This window comes from Erythrobacter sp., assembly GCF_039988855.1.
Taxonomy (GTDB): domain Bacteria; phylum Pseudomonadota; class Alphaproteobacteria; order Sphingomonadales; family Sphingomonadaceae; genus Erythrobacter.
The window spans coordinates 200,553-218,449 of sequence record NZ_JBDXIY010000016.1; the positions used below are offsets into that span (position 1 = coordinate 200,553).

Genomic DNA, 17,897 nt, shown 5'->3' on the forward strand with positions numbered 1-17,897 from the left:
GAGATTGAGAAGGTGCGGGCCCTAAGCCCGCGCCCCTTCCTCAACCGAAGCCGAATTGTGCTTCAGCGCTTTTAGAGCCGTCTCAACAATATGCGGGGCATTCAATCCGGCCTCGTCATATTGCTTGTCGGGCGAATCCTGATCTTGATAAGCATCAGGCAAACGCATGGTGCGGATTTTCAGCCCGTTATCAGTCAAGCCTACATCCGACGCATACGTGAGAACATGCGCACCTAGGCCGCCGATCGCGCCTTCTTCCAGTGTGATCACGACTTCATGCTCACGCGCAAGACGGGCAATCAAATCTTCATCCAACGGTTTGGCGAAACGCATATCCGCAACTGTGGTAGATAGGCCCTTAGCTTCCAATTGGTCTGCCGCTTTCTTCGCCTCTTCAAGACGCGTGCCCAAGGATAAGATCGCAACCTTGTTGCCCTCCCGAACCACGCGGCCTTTGCCAATTTCGAGCTTTTCAAGCGTTTTAGGCATAGCCACACCAGTGCCGCTCCCGCGCGGATAGCGGAAGGCGATTGGCCCCTCGTCATACTCGGCCGCAGTGTAGGTCATATGCGCTAGCTCAGCCTCATCGGCAGCGGCCATCACAACCATGTTGGGGAGCGTTGCAAGGTAAGTGATGTCGAAAGCGCCTGCATGGGTGCACCCATCCGCGCCTACCAGTCCCGCACGGTCAATCGCAAAACGAACCGGCAGGTTTTGGATCGCGACATCGTGGACTACTTGGTCATAGGCGCGCTGAAGGAAGGTGGAGTAGATCGCCGCGAACGGCCGCATGCCTTGCGCGGCGAGACCGGCTGCAAATGTGACACCGTGCTGTTCAGCAATGCCTACATCGAAGCTTCGATCGGGGTGACGCCGCGAAAAGCGGTCCACTCCTGTGCCCGAAGGCATTGCGGCGGTGATCGCGCAGATGCGGCTGTCCTTGTCGGCAAGGTCGGCCAGGGTATCGCCAAAGACGTTCTGGTAATTGGGAGGGCCAGCAGGTCCCTTCTTCTTTTCACCTGTAATCACGTCGAACTTGGGCACGCCGTGATATTTGTCTGCGCTTTCTTCAGCCGGCTTGTAGCCCTTGCCCTTCTCCGTCACCACATGGATCAAAACTGGACCTTCGGACGTGTCACGCACATTCTCAAGCACTGGGATCAGATGGTCGAGGTTGTGCCCGTCAATCGGGCCCACGTAATAAAAGCCAAGCTCTTCAAACAAAGTTCCGCCGGTCACCATGCCGCGCGTATATTCCTCTGCCTTGCGCACGCCTTCGTGCATGCGGCGACTCATTTTCTTGATCGCACGAGATGCCAAACTGCGAAGGCCAAGGTATTCAGACGAGGACACCATGCGCGCAAGATAAGCGGACAATCCGCCTACGGGAGGTGCAATCGACATATCATTGTCATTGAGGATCACGACCAGGCGATTACCTGCCTGGGCCGCGTTGTTCATCGCCTCATAGGCCATTCCAGCGCTCATCGCGCCGTCACCAATCACGGCAATGCCGCGCCCGGGCTTATCATTGAGCTTATTCGCCACAGCAAAACCAAGCGCCGCTGAAATAGACGTCGAAGAGTGAGCGGCGCCGAACGGATCATATTCGCTCTCCGCACGCTTCGTAAAACCCGAAAGGCCGTTGCCTTGCCGGATCGTACGGATGCGATCGCGCCGGCCCGTCAGGATCTTATGCGGGTAACATTGGTGCCCCACATCCCAGATCAACCGATCGTCAGGCGTGTTAAACACATAATGGATCGCAACGGTCAATTCGACCACGCCAAGTCCAGAACCAAGGTGCCCCCCAGAAACACTTACAGCATCGATCATCTCAGACCGCAATTCGTCAGAAAGCTGGCGCAACTGATCGGGTTTAAGCTGGCGAAGCTCGTCAGGTGTTGGAACCGTATCGAGCAAAGGAGTTTGAAGAGGTTGATCCATAGAGCGCGACTTTACACCTGAATTTGAAGTCTGTCGATGAGAGGGTTGGCTTGATAACAGCGGTCAGCGCCCCGTTTGCCCAAGGCATCTCGCCATTCTACTTGCCAAGATTATCCGAATGGGAACTGCCGCTTTTGGAAGGTCAATCGCAATCGTTACAGGTGCCGCGAATTTCCAGGACGGGCCGCTCGGCACGAAACTTCTGCGAACTCGCAATGTTGCGCAAACTCTGCCCAACCTCATGGCTGTCGATATGAGAAGCACCGCCGCATTCATCGCAAACGAGGAAAACACAATCGTGCTCCTCCCCCGGATGCGCATTGGCAAGGAAGGCGTTTGCGCTCTCTATCTTGACCGCTAGATTGTTCGCCACAAACAGATCAAGGATGCGATAAACACTATTTGGGGCTACCCGTTTCCCTCGAGCCTGCGAAAGATCATCGGCAATCTGATAGGCAGATGTGGGTCCGTTATGGCTGGCAAGTTGGAGAAATACCGCCTCGCGCATATCAGTCCATTGCTCTCCGCAAGATACAAGCGCATCGCGAGCCTGAGCCTTAAGGACATCAAGGTTAACGTGAGAATGATCGTGATCATGGGCGCTTGCCATGGCTGATCATATAAGGAGTGTTTCACCGATGCGCCAGTCAGGTAAAGCTACGGCACCGCAAATTTTTTAATTTTCGCGAAAGAATGCCCGCTTGAAGTCGCGCGGTAAGGTGACTTTCAGCGCATCGCCTTTGGGCTTGTCCCAACGCGCGACATATCCGTGACGCGGGTTCTTCTCCATGAAATCCTGATGATAGGTTTCTGCGCTGTTGAATGTGCGTTGGCGTGGCAGCAGAACCGCCGTGATAGCCAGAAAGAGCCGTTTTGAAGTAGGTTAATTGGCGGGCTCATCCAAAGCATGGGCAGATGAAACAGGTGTAGCAATGTAAAGTCCGCTCGCTACGACAGCGGCCGTTGCAAGAGATCCGAAACCCTTCATTCTTCAACTATCCAGAGGAGCGATCAGAAATTCGCTGCTTGGCTGAGGCGCTTCGAAAGGGGTTGCCGCATTGACGGGTGCATCGAGAGTTTTCTCCAGCACACCAAAGGCCGACAGGCCAATGATCAAGCCTCCGCCGACAAAGCCAAAGGCGAAATTGCGAAACAGGTCAGGGGTAAACAGGTTCATAATCGTCTCTTTTTGGCGAACTGCCAAGGGAAGGCGCTTAGGGGTTTTCCTCATAGGAGCGGCTCTATTGCGCCTAAATGAATGGGCAGCTCCGTACATAATTACGTAAGTGCGCAAGATTTGGTTACGCTTTTTGTTTCGTGAAAGCGCATCCGCGCATTCGTCCTCGCTTGGCGGACATGCAAGCGACCCCCGCTACGGACCCGGCCGTACGCCCATAAAGGCCCGTGTTAAGCGAAGCGCCTAGGGATTAGCATCGAGGGCGAAAGCGCCTAATGCCTGAAGTGGCGCATTCCGGTGAAGACCATCGCAACGCCCGCTTCGTCCGCGGCGGCGATGACCTCCTCATCTCGGATGGAGCCGCCCGGTTGGATCACCGCGCTTGCGCCCGCTTCTGCCGCTGAGATCAGGCCATCAGCAAATGGGAAGAACGCGTCCGATGCCACCGCACTGCCTTTTGTGCGCGCAGTTCCCCATTCATAGGTTTCGGCTGCCTCTGCCGCTTTGCTCGCCGCAATCCGTGCCGAATCGCGGCGGTTCATTTGGCCCGCGCCGATGCCAGCGGTAATTCCGTCCTTGGCATAGACAATCGCGTTGGATTTAACGTGGCGCGCAACGGTCCATGCAAACAGGCAATCTTTGAGTTCCTGTTCGGTCGGCTCGCGCTTGGTGACCACTTTCAGGCCATCCATCGTCACCGCGCCATTGTCGCGTCCTTGGATCAACATGCCGCCCGCAATCGTCTTCATAAAGAAGCCGCCACGGCGCGGGTCAGGCATGGTCCCACATTCCAGAAGGCGCAGGTTCTTCTTCTTAGCGAAGATTTCGCGCGCTTCTGCGCTGACCTTGGGTGCGATCACAACTTCGGTGAAGATGCTCGCGATTGCTTCTGCCGTCGCGCCGTCCAGTTCGGTGTTGACCGCAACAATGCCGCCAAAGGCCGAAACGCTGTCGCATTCCAGCGCGCCGTTCCATGCGTCCAGCAGGCTGCCCGACTGCGCCACGCCGCAAGGGTTGGCGTGCTTGACGATAACAACCGCTGGGTCTTGTCCATCAAATTCCGCCGCCAGCTCAAGCGCTGCATCGGCATCATTGAGGTTGTTGTAAGAGAGAGCCTTGCCCTGCAATTGCTCTGCTTGAGGCACGCCATTGGTGCCGGTCACTTGCGGCACATAGATCGCCGCCGATTGGTGCGGGTTTTCGCCATAGCGAAGCGTGTCGGAACGCTTGAACGCCAAAGGCATGGTGTCAGTAAACGGCGTTGCCTTCAGGGCTTCGGCCCCAAGCGGATTGGTGAATGCATCGCCAAAGGCAAACCAATTGGCAATTGCCGCGTCATAGGCGGCCGTGCGCGCATAAGCTTTACCCGCCATGCGAATGCGGAAAGCATCCGATGTCGCACCATCATTGGCGTCCAATTCTTCAAGCAATTCGGCATAATCGCCGGCATCAGTCATGATCGTAACGAACCCGTGATTTTTGGCAGCGGAACGCACCATTGAAGGCCCGCCAATATCGATGTTTTCGATGATTTCCTGCCGCTCGGCGCCTTTGGCAACAGTCGCTTCGAACGGATAGAGGTTGACCACCACCAGATCGATCGCGCCGATGTCGTGCTCTTTCATCGAAGCCACGTGATCATCATTATCGCGCAGCGCGAGCAAGCCGCCGTGAACGGTTGGGTGGAGGGTTTTGACCCGTCCATCCATCATCTCTGGAAAACCGGTAAGGTCCGAGACGTCCTTCACCTCAAGGCCTGCCTCACGCAGCATACGCGCCGTGCCGCCGGTGCTTACTAGCTCCACACCGCGCGCAGCCAACGCTGTGCCCAGCTGTGCCAAACCGCTTTTGTCGGACACTGAAAGAAGCGCCCGTTTGATCACTGTAGATGCCATATTTGGTCTATCCCATTTTTTTGAGGAGCCAGGAGAATTGCCCCCCGCCACGTGAGGCCAAGCCCTCTATCACCAATTGTTCAGTTGCGTGAGGGTATCCCTCGCCATCGACCCAAATGCTATCATCGCGGGTCAATCTGATCTCTTCACCGCCGGGCGCCTCGCTGCGAAGGCGCAGCTGCCACAGCTTGCCTTCAGGGGTCAGGAGGCTTGCACCAAGACCATCGTCAGACAAATGTGTCTCCACCCCTTTTCCAAGGTGAAAACGAATCGCAAAGCCGACCTTGCCGCGTTTGCCTTTGCGCGATGCGGGCACAAGGATGTCCTCGCCCACAATCTCATTGCCGTCATTGGCAATCGTGAGAATGCGTTCATGGATCAGGCCAAAGCGCGCAGCATAACCGTCGTGGCTTGCCTCAATACGGGTACCCTCGCGCCGCTGAGAGCCAGAGCCGCGTCCGATTCCGCGACGTTCGACCTCAACCGTTTCCGCGCCCCGGCCAAGCTTGCCATGAAGCAGAACGGCGGTGGAATTGGCATCGTCAAGCACAAGGGTAGAGTGCGCCGCGGTTGCGCGAAGGCCCTGACCGATGTGAGCCGGGACCAATCCTCCTGCAAGCGCGGCTCCGCCGCAATTGACAACGAGCCGCGATGCACCATCGGAAAGCTCAAATGCGAGTGTTGATGCACAACCACAGCGCGTATGACGCGCGCGTGGGGGAGGGCCAGCATCGAATTGAACGGTGGTTTGGGCGGCACGAATGCGTTGATAGCCCCAGTGCTTTGGCTCGTTCAAAGGCCTTGTGCGAACACCGCTTGCCGCGATCAAAGCCGAAACCTGATCGGCTGAAATCGCCCCTTGCCCTTGCCAGTTGCCAAGCGCTCCATCGCCATGGCGCAGCGCCAGAAGCGGTGGCACCAAAAGTTCACGCATAACCAAAATGGCTTCTGGAGGATCTCGGTCAACCGCATCATAACAGGCAATCAGATCGGTCAGCACCCCAATCGCGTCCATCTGCGCCTGCGGGCACCGGTCAAGACCGCCGCCGTCTTCTGCGACCAGTTCGCCCAACGCTTTGATTAGACCAGCTTCGCCATAGAGACGGCGTGGCCGTCCATCGGGAAGCAGCAACCCTGCCGCTGTTACCGCAGCCCAGCCTGCAACCTGTCCCAGCCCCGCACCGCTGCGCAAAGCTTTGCGATCGAGCCAGCCAGCCGTATCTTCGATCGCATCAAGCAAGCGCGATCGGAGTTCACCGCCAAGCAACAAAGGTGCATGGGTGAGCCAAGCCATAAGCCGCAGCCCCGATGTCTCCACATCCCAAGCCAAGCTCTTTGCCGATGGCTTCACGCGCGCCTCATGCGCATCAAGCCAGCCCCTTGTGATCCGCTCAGCGACACTCGCGCAATCGCCAACAGGGCCACATTCAGCAAGATCAGCGAGCCAAGAAAAGGAATGCAAAGTGCGTTCAAGCCCGGGAGCGAACCGCGTGCCTGCGGTGAAATCCAGAGTGCCGATGGGCTGCTTGACCCCATGCACCTGAAAATGGCCCGCTCTCAATGCAATGCCTGATGCACGGTTACCAGTGGTGGGGCTCGCTACTGTTGCCAAAAGCCGTTTGGCCGACGGCCGGCGGAAAGGAGCCGCCAATGTGTGACCGGGAACCCCCATCCGATAGGCAAGCCGGATCAATGCCTCACCGGGTTTTGCGCGCGGCGCTATCACATCGCTAAGAGCAAGCGCCCGCGAACTGTCGATAGGTTCGGCAGGAAAAGCGGGGCCTTCACAGGCAGGCGCACCTTCTTCGAGAGCGTCTGGCCCCTCTAAGCGCAAAGCCTCCGCCTCTGGCCCAAGCTTTAGCGCGCTCGGTTCCTCATCCATCCGGCCTTCGGCAACGTCAAATTCGCCAAGGCTCGCAGTTTTTTGTCCGCTGAACAGCGTATCCATCAAATCCCCCCTTTAAGCGCCTTGATGTTGGCCGCGTATTGGTCCGGACCGCCCTTAAACGTCGCTGACCCCGCCACCAGCACATCGGCGCCCGCCTCAACGCAGAGCTTTGCAGTCTCGGCATTAACACCGCCGTCGACCTCAAGCCGGATATCGCGTCCGGACGCCTCGATCATGGCGCGAATGCGTGTAATCTTATCAAGCTGCGAATGGATAAAGCTCTGCCCACCAAAGCCGGGGTTCACGCTCATCACAAGGATCAAGTCGACAAGGTCCATCAGATTATCGAGCACCTCAACCGGCGTTCCGGGGTTGAGCACAACACCCGCTTTCTTACCGAGCTTGGAAATCGCTTGGAGAGTGCGGTGCACGTGCGGCCCTGCCTCCGGATGCACAGTGATGATATCTGCGCCGGCTTCGGCGAATGCTTCAATATACGGATCAACCGGCGAGATCATCAGATGGACGTCGAACACTTTGTCAGTGTGGGGCCGGAGCGCCTTCACAACATCGGGGCCGATAGTGATGTTCGGGACATAATGCCCGTCCATCACGTCGATATGCACCCAATCGGCACCTGCTTGGTCGATACGACGCACCTCTTCACCCAATTGGGCAAAGTCAGCGGAAAGGATACTTGGTGAAATTAGCGGTGCTGGCATGGATCACGCTCTCAAAAAGCCGGGGCGCGTTAACTGCGTTCCTACCGCCTTACTCCGGGCGCGAATCGCGCAGCAAGCTAACCTTTTGCCTTTTCCCCGCTCTTTTTGAGGCCCTTTTCTTGTGTTGAATCAATCATCCATCGAGTAATTCAGCGACAATTCAGCACCCAAAAGGCATAAGCGGGTCATATTCTGTGCGTCTTGGGATAAAACCCAAGAGCAATGGACCCAGCCATCTGCTGGGATGAAGGACATGATTTGATGGCAAATTTTCGCAAGCTAACCGCCTTGGGCGGCGCTGCCACGCTGGCTGCTTTGGGCGCGGTAACGCCCGCGGGCCCAGCCTTGGCGCAAGCGTCGGGCACGAGCGATTATCGCAATATCATTGGCAACAATATGCGTTCATGCGCACCCGGAGGCGGGCCTGCTATTCGGATCACGGTCAACGGGATCAAGGCGGCAAGCGGAAAAGTGCGGGCTCAGGTCTATAACGGCACCAGCACAGATTGGCTTGCAAGCGGAAAATGGTTGAACCGGGTGGAATTGCCCGCCCGGCGTGGTCGGATGACGATTTGCCTGCCTGTGCCAAAAAGCGGGAATTACGCGGTCGCAGTGCGTCACGATCTTAATGGCAATGGCAAAACCGACATTCGCACTGACGGCGGCGCAATGTCGAACGACCCTTCGATTAGCATCTTCAATCTAGGCAAACCAAGCATTGATAAGACACGATTCAGTGTCGGCAATGGCGTCAAATCTATTGCTATTACAATGAAGTACTTCGGTTAGGGAAGCATCTCGGCCAAAACTAAGACTTCGCCTTCTTGCGGTGCTTTCTGAGCGCCCAAAGGACGCTTGGCGCGGCGAGCAGCGGATATTTCTCGCGTGATGGCGTAATTTCGACCGGCATTCCTGTGTGCCGTTCAATCTTCCACGCCGCATAGCGCGCTGCCCCTTCAAAGGTCGTGCTTGCCTTGAAAAGCCGGGTGAAGTTTAGCGGTTTGCCCATACGTTGACGCCGCTTCCACCATTTAAGCGTCGCTGCGCGTTCTCTTGCAGTGAGGCTGGGCGTCAAACGTTCGTCGATCATCGAAAAGGCGATCCCGGCCGCCTCCAAAGCGAGGGGCAGAAGCCCTGTGAAATGGTCCTGATTGACGCTGAGAATATCGTTCTCGCGCCCTGCCTTTTCCACCCGAAATTCTGCCCTGTAGGTCGCACGGAAAAGCGCTCGCCAATAATCTTCTGCCGTGCCGGAAGAAGGGCCAAGAGCAGCGGCCAGACGCGCTGATGTTTGCGCAGCTGAACCGATAGCGTCAATCACGTCGGCCCGCGCCGCATCATCTGCCTGCCATACCAAAGCGCTGGGCTGGACAAAGCGGGCCCAAATGGTCGTGTCCAACAGATCTCCCGAAGCAGCCTTCGAAAAAGTCGAAAGCGCCATGGTTGCGATCTTTGCGCGTAAGGTGGTGCCATCGGCCTCTTCGCGCTCTTGATAGCTTACCCGTGGCCAGATCAAGTCGCGCTGTTCGCCAGGGAGCAAGATGTAGAAGTCGAGCACACCGTCGAGCGATTTGGTACGCAGGTTTGACCCGTAGAAAAGCACGGCTGCTGCGCCCGCCTCTTCGGCCAAACTCGATGCAAACTGCGCAACCGCAGGATCGACCTCGGCATTAAGCCGTGCTTCGATCCGGTCTTGGAGAGTAGGAGATAGGCTCGCCATATAGAGCTAAGAGGAGCGCCTTAGGGCGCTATAAATTCAAGCTCAGGCCCCTGACCGATAAGATACTCACCGGGGGGGAATGCCTCACCATCGAGGATAAAGGAATCCTCGATCTTCAACGAAAACTGCGGCGTGCTGAGCTGATGGAAACCTCTTTCCCGAATGCCTTCAGGAGTTTGGCCGCGGATCATTCTGAACAAGATAAGCGCTGACCAGCGCGAAATCTGGTCAGTGGCCGCAAGCTTCAATCCTTCGCGCAGCTTGCCAAATGGCTTCATGCCTGCGGGAAGTTTTTCAAGCGTTGAGGCCAAAACAAGCTGACGAAATTCGGGATCGCCAACGCCTGAATGCTCCATCGGCACGTCTTTGACGCCCAGCCCAATCGTCACTTTTGAACCTCGCCTCCAAGCGTTTTCACGCGAGGCGAACAACCATTGTGAAACCCCCAAAAGGGTCGCGACAGCCACAGCCATCGAATTGAATGCGCCAATCTTATGCGCTTTTTGCCCAGCAGTCGTTGCGGTCGTAAATGCGCCAGCGCCGAGAAAAAAACCTAAAGCTCGCGCATCAGGGCTTCCGCCAATCGGGGTGATCTCAATCGGGCGGCGGCGCACCCGGCTGCCGCCATCAAACGCATCAATCGCCTGTTGCAAGGACCACCCGGAAGGAACGCCGAGGTCAACGGTCAGTGCATTGGTCTTGCCCTTGGGCAGCACCGCGATCGCAGGCCATTTGTCGCCAAAGATCGACGCCCCGCTGGTAAGCACATCGCGAACGGTGCCATCGCCCCCATTTATGACAAGCAAGTCAATGCCTTGCGCTGCAAACTCAACCAATGCCTCGGGCAATTGTGAGCGATCGCCCGGCTTAGCGATATAGACTTGAGGCGAAATGCCGCAGTCAAAGTCAGCGCCCTTATTTCCGTGGCTACGCGGGTTATAGATGACACCAACACGCGGCGCATCGCCCGCCGCGCGTATTGGTCCAGTTTCCGACCGGTCGGTGACCGGCGCTGCTCCTTGAGGAAGCTTTGAAAACTGGTGAATGCGTGATGCCATAGGCATTCTATAGGTGCTTGCGCGGGACAATGCCACTCCCGCGTTGCAAGCCGGAGGCCTAATTGTTGTCGTAGCCAGCTTGGCAGAGAAGCGGCGCGACCTAATATCCGGCATCCGAGGGTGTAGCAGAGACCTGAGTTTTGGTCGTTCCAAAATTGGACTCCTGCGAAACAACGATGCCGCCATTTACAAGCGCTCGCTCATCCCAACGCTTGCGAATTGCCGCGCGCGAAACTCTTGAGAAGTGAAGTGCCACTGATTGATCTCTTGGATATCGATCCCGACCCTCCATTGCCCTTGTTGTGAGTTTATGTGTTGGCTGTATGCCTGTTCAGGGCACTTGGGCCGCCGGTGTAACCGGCGCAGCTTACCGCTCGTACTCCTCCGCGAGAGGAAACCCGGATGAACCTTCGAGATCTCGAATATGTCGCGGCAATTGATCGCTATCGCAACTTCGGCAAGGCTGCGGACGCATGCCATGTGAGCCAACCGTCGCTTTCTGCGCAGGTGAAAAAACTCGAAGAACGGCTTGGAGTCGAACTCTTTGCAAGGACCAATGCCGGCGTGGTCACGACCGATGCTGGAACACGCATTGTTGCAACGGCGCGCGAGGTTCTTCGTTCTGCCAAACGCATTGCAGACACGGCGGCTGAATATCATGACCCCATGGCAGCCCCGCTTCGCATAGGCATGATCCCAACGCTGGCCCCCTTCGCGCTTCCCTATATGGCTTCAACAATTCGCAAGGTCGCACCTGATTTGAATGTCATATACCGCGAACAGCCGACCGATGTCTTGTGGTCGGAACTGGATGACCGCACCATCGATATTGCCGTAATGAGCTACCCAGAAACGCCAGCGGGCTATCGCTTCACTCCGGTCTTTAAGGAGCCCCTTCTGCTGATGGTCGCAAAAGATCATAGACTGGCCAATACATCGGCCATCTCTGCTTGCGATATTCCAATTGAAGAGATGTTGCTTCTGACAAAGGAGCATTGTCTTCGCGCAGAAACCGTTGCGCTTTGCAACGGCAAGAACATTGGGATTGATGTCCCTGACCAATTGCTTGCAACCAATTTTTTGACGATTTCCCATTTCCTATCGCGAGGAGTTGGCTGCACTTTGGTTCCGATGTTGGCCCAGCCAATTTTGGAATGCGCGAACCCTGCTATGAGGTTTGTTACGATTGACGATGCAGCTTATGGGCGAGAGATCGGCTTCGTATCACGCAAAGGCTGTCCACGAGAACATATTCTGATGACACTTTGCGAGTATATCCGAACAAATCTACCGCCCAATGTAACCGTTTTAGGCTAACTCTCGAACTCAATTTCATAACAGATGTTTTATACGCCCAGCCGGCTTGCCACTGCAAGCCGGCTGGGCGCGCTTCCTTCCATTTTATTTCCTTGTTTCAGTGGTTTAGTGGATAGGCATTGCCTATGATGCCCATTGACACCTTGTATTATACAACGCCAAAATCGCACCATATTTGCTGGCCTTGGAAGACGGGCGACCCCATAGACCCTTTCGCTCGTCTTCTTCCAATTTTTGGGAAGGAAAGTCAGCACAATGAAATCCCCTATTTCTCGGAAGGCGGTCCGCACATCAGGCCGTCTATTTCTAACTTCATCCTCTGTCGCATTGCTCTCAACAGCAGCAGCCAACGCTCAAACGGTCATCAATGATGGCGACAACGCGACTGTAACCACTGTAGCAGAGGGCGAGACCATCTCTGCAGCAGCTGGTGTCACAAGCGTTGTTCAAGATGCACCTGTTGTCGTGATCGCAAATAACGATGGGACCGTTGATAATGCGGGCACACTTGCGACAACAGGCATTACGCAAACAGTTCAAGTTGACCAAGCCACGACCGGCGCAACCATCAACAACACAGTGACGGGCCGGATCGAAGCGGATAGCCGCGCGGTGAACTTTGACGGCAACGATGCAGCGCTCAACAATGACGGCGTCATCCTTGGCACTGGCGATCAGCGCAACGGCACTGTTTACGCAAACCGCACCAGCAACAATATCGCCATTAACAATTCGGCCACCGGCTCAATCGATGCTGGCGTGGGCAATGATGGCGCCGGGATTGCTATTGAAGTCGGCGGCGGCGGAGCCCCGCGCGGCGGCGTGGTCACCAACGCTGGTACCATCCAAGGTCGCGGGCAAGCGGCTCCTAGTGGCGGTACAGCAGGCGACGGCATTCGTTTCTTTGGCCCCGGCCTCGCCCCTGAATACATCTATGAAGGCGACGTCACTAACAGCGGCCTGATCAATTCAGAAAGTACGCAAGGCACGGTTGCAGGCATCCGCTTCGCCAACCGCATTGGTTTCCAAGGCACACTGACCAACGAAGCAGATGGCGTGATTTCTGGAGCACAAAATGGCCTCTATTTCGGTAATGACGCCGATCACACCGGGGGCGTGGTCAACAATGCTGGTACAATAAGCTCAGACAGCCGCGCACTTAACATCGACGGCACCGGCCTTGTCGTGAACAACTCGGGTTCGATCCTGGGTACGGGTAACCAGCGCAACGGTACGGTTTACGCCGACAGCACCGCGCAAGGCTTCACCCTCAACAACACCGAGACCGGTGTGATTGATGCGGGCGAAGGCAACGAAGGCGCTGGCTTCTCGGTTGAGCTGTCTTCGGCTGAGACTGGCGGCAACGCGTTCGACATCGTCAACGCGGGCACTATCCAAGGTCGCGGTGACGCTTCCGCTGGTGCGGCGACCGCAGGTGACGGGCTTCGTTTCGAACGCACCCGTGTTGGCGGAATGCTGGATGCGACGACTGATGGTCTATTCGTTGGTAACATCACCAACTCGGGCACCATCGCTTCAGAAGCCGCAAACGGCACGGCAGGCGGTATCCGCTTCGTCAATGGCGTCAGCTTCCAAGGTGTGCTTGAGAACTCCGGCACCATCACCGGTGTCCAAAACGGCCTCTACTTCGGCAACCCGACGCCTGCTGGCGGTGGTGATTTCTCAGGAGCCATCGTCAACAACTCTGGCGTAATCTCGTCGGGAAGCCGCGCACTCAACATCGACGGTGTTGGCCTTACGGTGAACAACTCGGGTTCGATCTTGGGTACAGGCGACCAGCGCAACGGCACTGTCTATGCAGACGGAGGTGCTGATGCCTTCACCTTCAACAATGCTGGCACTGTTGATGCTGGTGAAGGCAACCAAGGCTCTGGCTTTGGCGCAGAGATCGGAAGCGCCGTTGACGGTGCGAACTCCTTCACACTGACCAACACCGGCACCATTCAGGGCCGCGGTCAAGCGTCAGCCGTTGAAAACGGCGCTGGTGATGGTGTGCGCATCGGTAATGTTGGCAACGCCGGGGTTACGGATGCGGTGATTGCCAACTCGGGTACGATCAACTCTGAGAGCACTCAAAGCACCACCGCAGGCCTTCGTGTGGTTAACGGCGTGAATTTCCAAGGTGAGATTGACAACTCTGGCACGATCTCGGGCGGCAACCACGGTATCTACCTCGGTGCTGGCGATCACACTGGGGCAAGCTTCACCAACTCCGGAACTCTCTCTGGCGGGGTGAACGCCTTCTTTGCTGGGAACGCATTGTCAGCGGTGAACTTCACCAATGATGGCGGTACGCTGATTGGCAACTTCGTAGGCACGACGGCCTTCGAAGACACTCTGACAATCACCGGCACAGGTAACTCCATTCAGGGCGACATCCTGAACAATGTCGCGGTGACGACTTCGGCAGATAGCACCACCGCTATCGTGGGCGCTCGCACCCTCAATGGAAGCCTTACCAACAACGGTACGCTCAGCTTCGATCTCGGCGCTGACAGCCTCGCTGTTGAAGGTGACACCACTTTGGCTGACGGAAGCGTGATTACAATCGCGACTACTGGTGTGGGTCAAGCTGATCTGGGAAGCACGATCGACGTCCTTACCGAAACAGGCACCTTCACCAATGAGGGTGCAACCATCAATGTTCTCGAGGACGATTTCCTCATCAATTATGAAGTGGTGCTTGGCTCTGTCGCGGTCGCTGTTTCGGCAACTGACCTTGGCGCGGTGTCTGCTGATGGCAACATCAACAGCTTCGGTTCGGCGATCACATCTGCGGCGGCTGCGGGCCGCTTGGATGCGACTGTGTTCGATGTGATCAACGGCCTGTCTTCCGCAAGCGAGTTTGAAGCAGCCGCTCTCGATCTGCTGCCAGCGATCAACACCGGTGTGACCCGCGAGATCTTCGAAACTCAACGTTTCGCAAGCGCTCTGGTTCAAGACCGTCTGAGCGGCGAAGGGATCGGCCTGTGGGGCGAAGCCTTCTACCGTGATGTCGACGCCGATGCAGAAAGCCTCAGCACACGTGGCTACGATGCTGACGCTACCGGCTTCACACTTGGTCTTGATGGACGCGTGGGTGAGAACACGGTTGTGGGTGTCTTTGCGGGCTACTCCGACATCGACGTGGATGCAGACGGCGCCTCCCTATCTGGCAGCGAAGTGGATGCCTTCCAATTCGGCGCATACGCTGGCTTCGATCTCGATAAGGCATTCGTCAACGCGGAAATTGGTTACTCCACCAGTTCTGTTGACGAAACACGTACAGCGCTTGGGTCACTGGTCACTTCAGACAGCGACGTAGACGGCGTCTTTGCAAGTCTCAACGCAGGCTATGACCTTGGCGGCGATGACATAGCGATCACCCCAACCCTTGGTCTTCGCTACGCCGACCTTTCACGTGACACTTTCACTGAAAACGGTGGTCTTGGCCTCACTCTCGATCAAGAGGGCGCCGAATTCCTCGAAGGCCGTGTTGGCGTCCGGGTGGCGTCGAACGCGGAGCGCGGCTTCCTCCCTTATGCCAGCGTCGACTACGCCTACGACTTCAGCAGCGACCCGCTGGCCATCGCGGCTTCGTTCAACGCAGGAGCGGATAGCTTCATTCTCGTCGCGGACGAAGCCTCTGCTTCGCGCTTTGACCTAAGCGTTGGCGCGGACTTTGTCAGTGAAGGCAATATCTCGGTCGGAGCTCAGTATAGCGGACGCTTCGCTTCTGGATATGAAGCGCACTCGGGCGGTCTTCGGGTTCGGTTTGCGTTTTAAAGGATCAGCCTCTGCAACGGCTGACAACTGGGAGAGAGCCAGTCGCCACCATTCAGACCCTTGATCGGCTGGTTCTCTTCTTTTTGTTCTGATCTCTGCGAGGCGCTCACTTTCACATCTGAAAGCGGGCGTCTTGCGCGTTTGTTTGCTTAGCGGAAAGACCATGGATTTGGCACTCCACGTCTTTGGATTTCAGCTTGAACTGCGGCAAGGCGGTGCAACTTCTTTGCGAGCAAGCAGCAAAGTCATCCAGCGCGGTATTGGTTGAAAGGCAACTGAATGGCGGCTTTTAAACCCTTTTGCTGATTGGGCTCCAACTTTAAAACTCCATCGTGACCGTCGACAATAGCCTTCGTTATTGCAAGGCCGAGACCAAGACCTCCCTTTTCACTTTCTCGAGCATCTGAAAGCCGAGTGAATGGATCAAGAACCCTATTTTTCTGATCATCTGGAATACCAGGTCCGCTATCTAGGACCCAGATTTCGATCCATTCATCACCTTTAACCAGTTCTACATCTGCACTTCCGGCATATTTCACCGAATTATCAATCAGGTTCCTAATCGCACGAGCAAGAGCGATGGGACGACAGTCGTAATGCACGTCACTTTCGCCTGTGAAGCTAACCTGATAACCGAGTTCCTCAAACTCACTGCACTCACTTTCAATGAGCGCTCGCAGGTCGACATGCTGCTTTGGTTCAGATCTCGATTCTCCGCGGACAAAATCAAGCGCAGAAGCAGTGATTCGTTCCATCTTTTCAATGCCAGCGATAATGTCTTCGCGCGCTTCTTCGTTTTCAATAAGCTCGGCCTTTACCCGCAAGGCAGTGAGCGGCGTACGGATATCGTGGCCCACTGATGCAAGCATTTGTGTGCGCCGTTTCATTTCGTCGCGCACTTCGCGCTGCATTGTGTTGAACCTTCTAATGGCCTTCCTGATGTCTACAGGTCCGCTTTCTTCAACGTCTTCCACCTCAAGATTGGTGCCAAATCTCGACACTGCTTGTGTCAAACGAGAGAGGGGACGCGTCAAACGGAGCACGAAGAAGAGTGCGATTATGCCGACCAAAAGGAAGAAGAAATCAATCCGTATGGCAGAGAAGATTGACTCGCCGCCGAACTCAAATCTTCGCTCAGTAACGCTGAGGTTGAACCATTCCCCTGTTTCGAGCTGGATACTGATCACAATGCCATCGATTGGAAATTCGATCTCATCTGCTTCGCACTTAGCGAAAGCAAAATCGCGTTCAGTAAAGGTGGCCCTCGCAACCAAGATATCAGCCATCGACTTGTTAAGGGATATCAAACCCGACATCTTTTCAAGGTTCGCCGCGATGGAACGCCGAATGTCATTCGCGTCCTGTGTGTTGGATGGAGCTGCATAGGGTTCTTCAGTAACGGTGAAACCTTCATCGCAGGACGAGTTTGCATCGACAAACCCCTGCATTTCTTCGGGTCTCATGCGGTCCAAGCTCAGCAGCCTGAACGCGACCGTTTTTCCCGTATATTCGCTTTGCGCCCATTCTTCAGCGGTTCGGTTTTGGCTGACCTGATAGACAGTCGACGCAACCAATAGGACTACAAAAGCCGACACAAGAATTACCAGAATCTGGTTCTCAGCTGTGCCCAATGAAAAGCGAGATCGTTGCTCCTTCACGACCAGGCAAGCTCCGCTGCGAACACATAACCGCCGCCCCATTTTGTCTGAATTATCGTTGGATTTTTAGTGTCTTCTTCCAGCTTTCGCCTCAATCGACTGATTTGATTGTCAATCCGGCGATCAAACACAGGTGCGCTGACACCGCGCGTCAGGTCCATAAGCTGATCCCTCGTCAAGGCAGTGCCTGCATGCTCAATAAGAGCCAAAAGGAGGGCATGTTCTCCGGAACTTAGCGGCACCACCAGATCGCGCGGTCCGACAATCTGTTTTTGGGAAAGATCGAAATGCCAACGATCAAACCTCACTGCACCGTTGAGACGTTCAGAACGCGGTGGCAGCATCAGCGTGCGCCGCAGCACTGTTTTTATGCGCGCCAGAAGTTCTCTCGGATTGAATGGCTTTGCAACGTAATCATCGGCGCCCAATTCAAGGCCCACAATTCGATCGGTGTCATCCTTCAACGCAGTCAACAGAATTATCGGTATGCGAGTGGTTGCCTGCAGCCGTTTGCAGATGGAAAACCCGTCTTCACCCGGCATCATTACGTCAAGTACGATTAGGTCAATGTTTGCCTTGGACATGATTTTGTCCATTTCGCGGCCATTCTCGGCGTTGCTAACCCGATACCCGTTCTCACTGAGATATTTTGCAAGCGGACGCCTGATGTCGCGCTCGTCATCGATGATAAGGATATGGGGGCTTTGCGCTTTGGTCATAGGTATCAGA

13 protein-coding genes are annotated in these 17,897 nt (G+C 55.8%); 3 read left to right on the forward strand and 10 right to left on the reverse strand.

Annotation, left to right across the window (positions count from 1 at the left end):
* Window positions 1-21: 21 nt before the first annotated feature.
* From dxs to rpe, 6 genes are all read right to left on the reverse strand, one after another.
* Window positions 22-1,947 carry a 1-deoxy-D-xylulose-5-phosphate synthase gene (gene dxs, locus ABJ205_RS08630; RefSeq protein ID WP_348159283.1) on the reverse strand — a complete coding sequence of 642 codons (1,926 nt, stop codon included), beginning with the start codon at window positions 1,945-1,947 and terminating at the stop codon, window positions 22-24.
* Between the two features lie 142 nt (window positions 1,948-2,089).
* The gene (locus ABJ205_RS08635; protein WP_348159285.1) at window positions 2,090-2,557 is read right to left on the reverse strand and encodes a transcriptional repressor; all 468 of its coding nucleotides are present in this window, start codon (window positions 2,555-2,557) and stop codon (window positions 2,090-2,092) included.
* Between the two features lie 381 nt (window positions 2,558-2,938).
* Window positions 2,939-3,178 carry a hypothetical protein gene (locus ABJ205_RS08640; protein WP_348159287.1) on the reverse strand — a complete coding sequence of 80 codons (240 nt, stop codon included), beginning with the start codon at window positions 3,176-3,178 and terminating at the stop codon, window positions 2,939-2,941.
* A 218-nt stretch (window positions 3,179-3,396) separates the two neighbouring features.
* A complete protein-coding gene (purH, locus tag ABJ205_RS08645) occupies window positions 3,397-5,019 on the reverse strand; it encodes a bifunctional phosphoribosylaminoimidazolecarboxamide formyltransferase/IMP cyclohydrolase (RefSeq protein WP_348159289.1) in 1,623 nt (540 codons plus the stop codon).
* A gap of 7 nt (window positions 5,020-5,026) precedes the next feature.
* Window positions 5,027-6,967: a heparinase II/III family protein gene (locus ABJ205_RS08650; RefSeq protein WP_348159291.1), complete on the reverse strand. Its 1,941-nt coding sequence runs from the start codon at window positions 6,965-6,967 to the stop codon at window positions 5,027-5,029.
* Window positions 6,967-7,629 (reverse strand): ribulose-phosphate 3-epimerase, encoded by a 663-nt coding sequence (rpe, locus tag ABJ205_RS08655; RefSeq protein WP_348159293.1) that lies wholly within the window; start codon window positions 7,627-7,629, stop codon window positions 6,967-6,969. Before rpe ends, ABJ205_RS08650 begins: the two co-directional genes overlap by 1 nt.
* Before the next feature lie 261 nt (window positions 7,630-7,890).
* On the opposite strand from rpe, the gene ABJ205_RS08660 reads away from it, so the two are divergent.
* Window positions 7,891-8,418, forward strand: a complete 528-nt coding sequence (locus ABJ205_RS08660) for a DUF2141 domain-containing protein (RefSeq protein ID WP_348159294.1) — start codon at window positions 7,891-7,893, stop codon at window positions 8,416-8,418.
* Between the two features lie 19 nt (window positions 8,419-8,437).
* Here ABJ205_RS08660 and ABJ205_RS08665 read toward each other — a convergent pair whose 3' ends face one another.
* Together ABJ205_RS08665 and ABJ205_RS08670 are read right to left on the reverse strand one after the other, a co-directional pair.
* On the reverse strand, window positions 8,438-9,349 hold the full coding sequence (locus ABJ205_RS08665; protein WP_348159296.1) for a hypothetical protein: 912 nt from the start codon (window positions 9,347-9,349) through the stop codon (window positions 8,438-8,440).
* Window positions 9,350-9,369: 20 nt separating this feature from the next.
* Window positions 9,370-10,407 carry an acylglycerol kinase family protein gene (locus ABJ205_RS08670; RefSeq protein WP_348159297.1) on the reverse strand — a complete coding sequence of 346 codons (1,038 nt, stop codon included), beginning with the start codon at window positions 10,405-10,407 and terminating at the stop codon, window positions 9,370-9,372.
* 402 nt (window positions 10,408-10,809) lie between these two features.
* Between ABJ205_RS08670 and ABJ205_RS08675 the strand changes: the two genes are divergently transcribed.
* Window positions 10,810-11,724: a LysR substrate-binding domain-containing protein gene (locus ABJ205_RS08675; RefSeq protein WP_348159299.1), complete on the forward strand. Its 915-nt coding sequence runs from the start codon at window positions 10,810-10,812 to the stop codon at window positions 11,722-11,724.
* A gap of 255 nt (window positions 11,725-11,979) precedes the next feature.
* The gene (locus ABJ205_RS08680) at window positions 11,980-15,510 is read left to right on the forward strand and encodes an autotransporter domain-containing protein (RefSeq protein ID WP_348159301.1); all 3,531 of its coding nucleotides are present in this window, start codon (window positions 11,980-11,982) and stop codon (window positions 15,508-15,510) included.
* A 245-nt stretch (window positions 15,511-15,755) separates the two neighbouring features.
* On the opposite strand, the gene ABJ205_RS08685 is transcribed toward ABJ205_RS08680, so the two are convergent.
* A complete protein-coding gene (locus ABJ205_RS08685) occupies window positions 15,756-17,168 on the reverse strand; it encodes an ATP-binding protein (RefSeq protein WP_348159303.1) in 1,413 nt (470 codons plus the stop codon).
* Entirely contained in the window at window positions 17,165-17,887 is a 723-nt protein-coding gene (locus tag ABJ205_RS08690; protein WP_348159305.1) for a response regulator, read from the reverse strand. The genes ABJ205_RS08685 and ABJ205_RS08690 overlap by 4 nt, the downstream gene beginning before the upstream one ends.
* Window positions 17,888-17,897 lie beyond the last annotated feature (10 nt).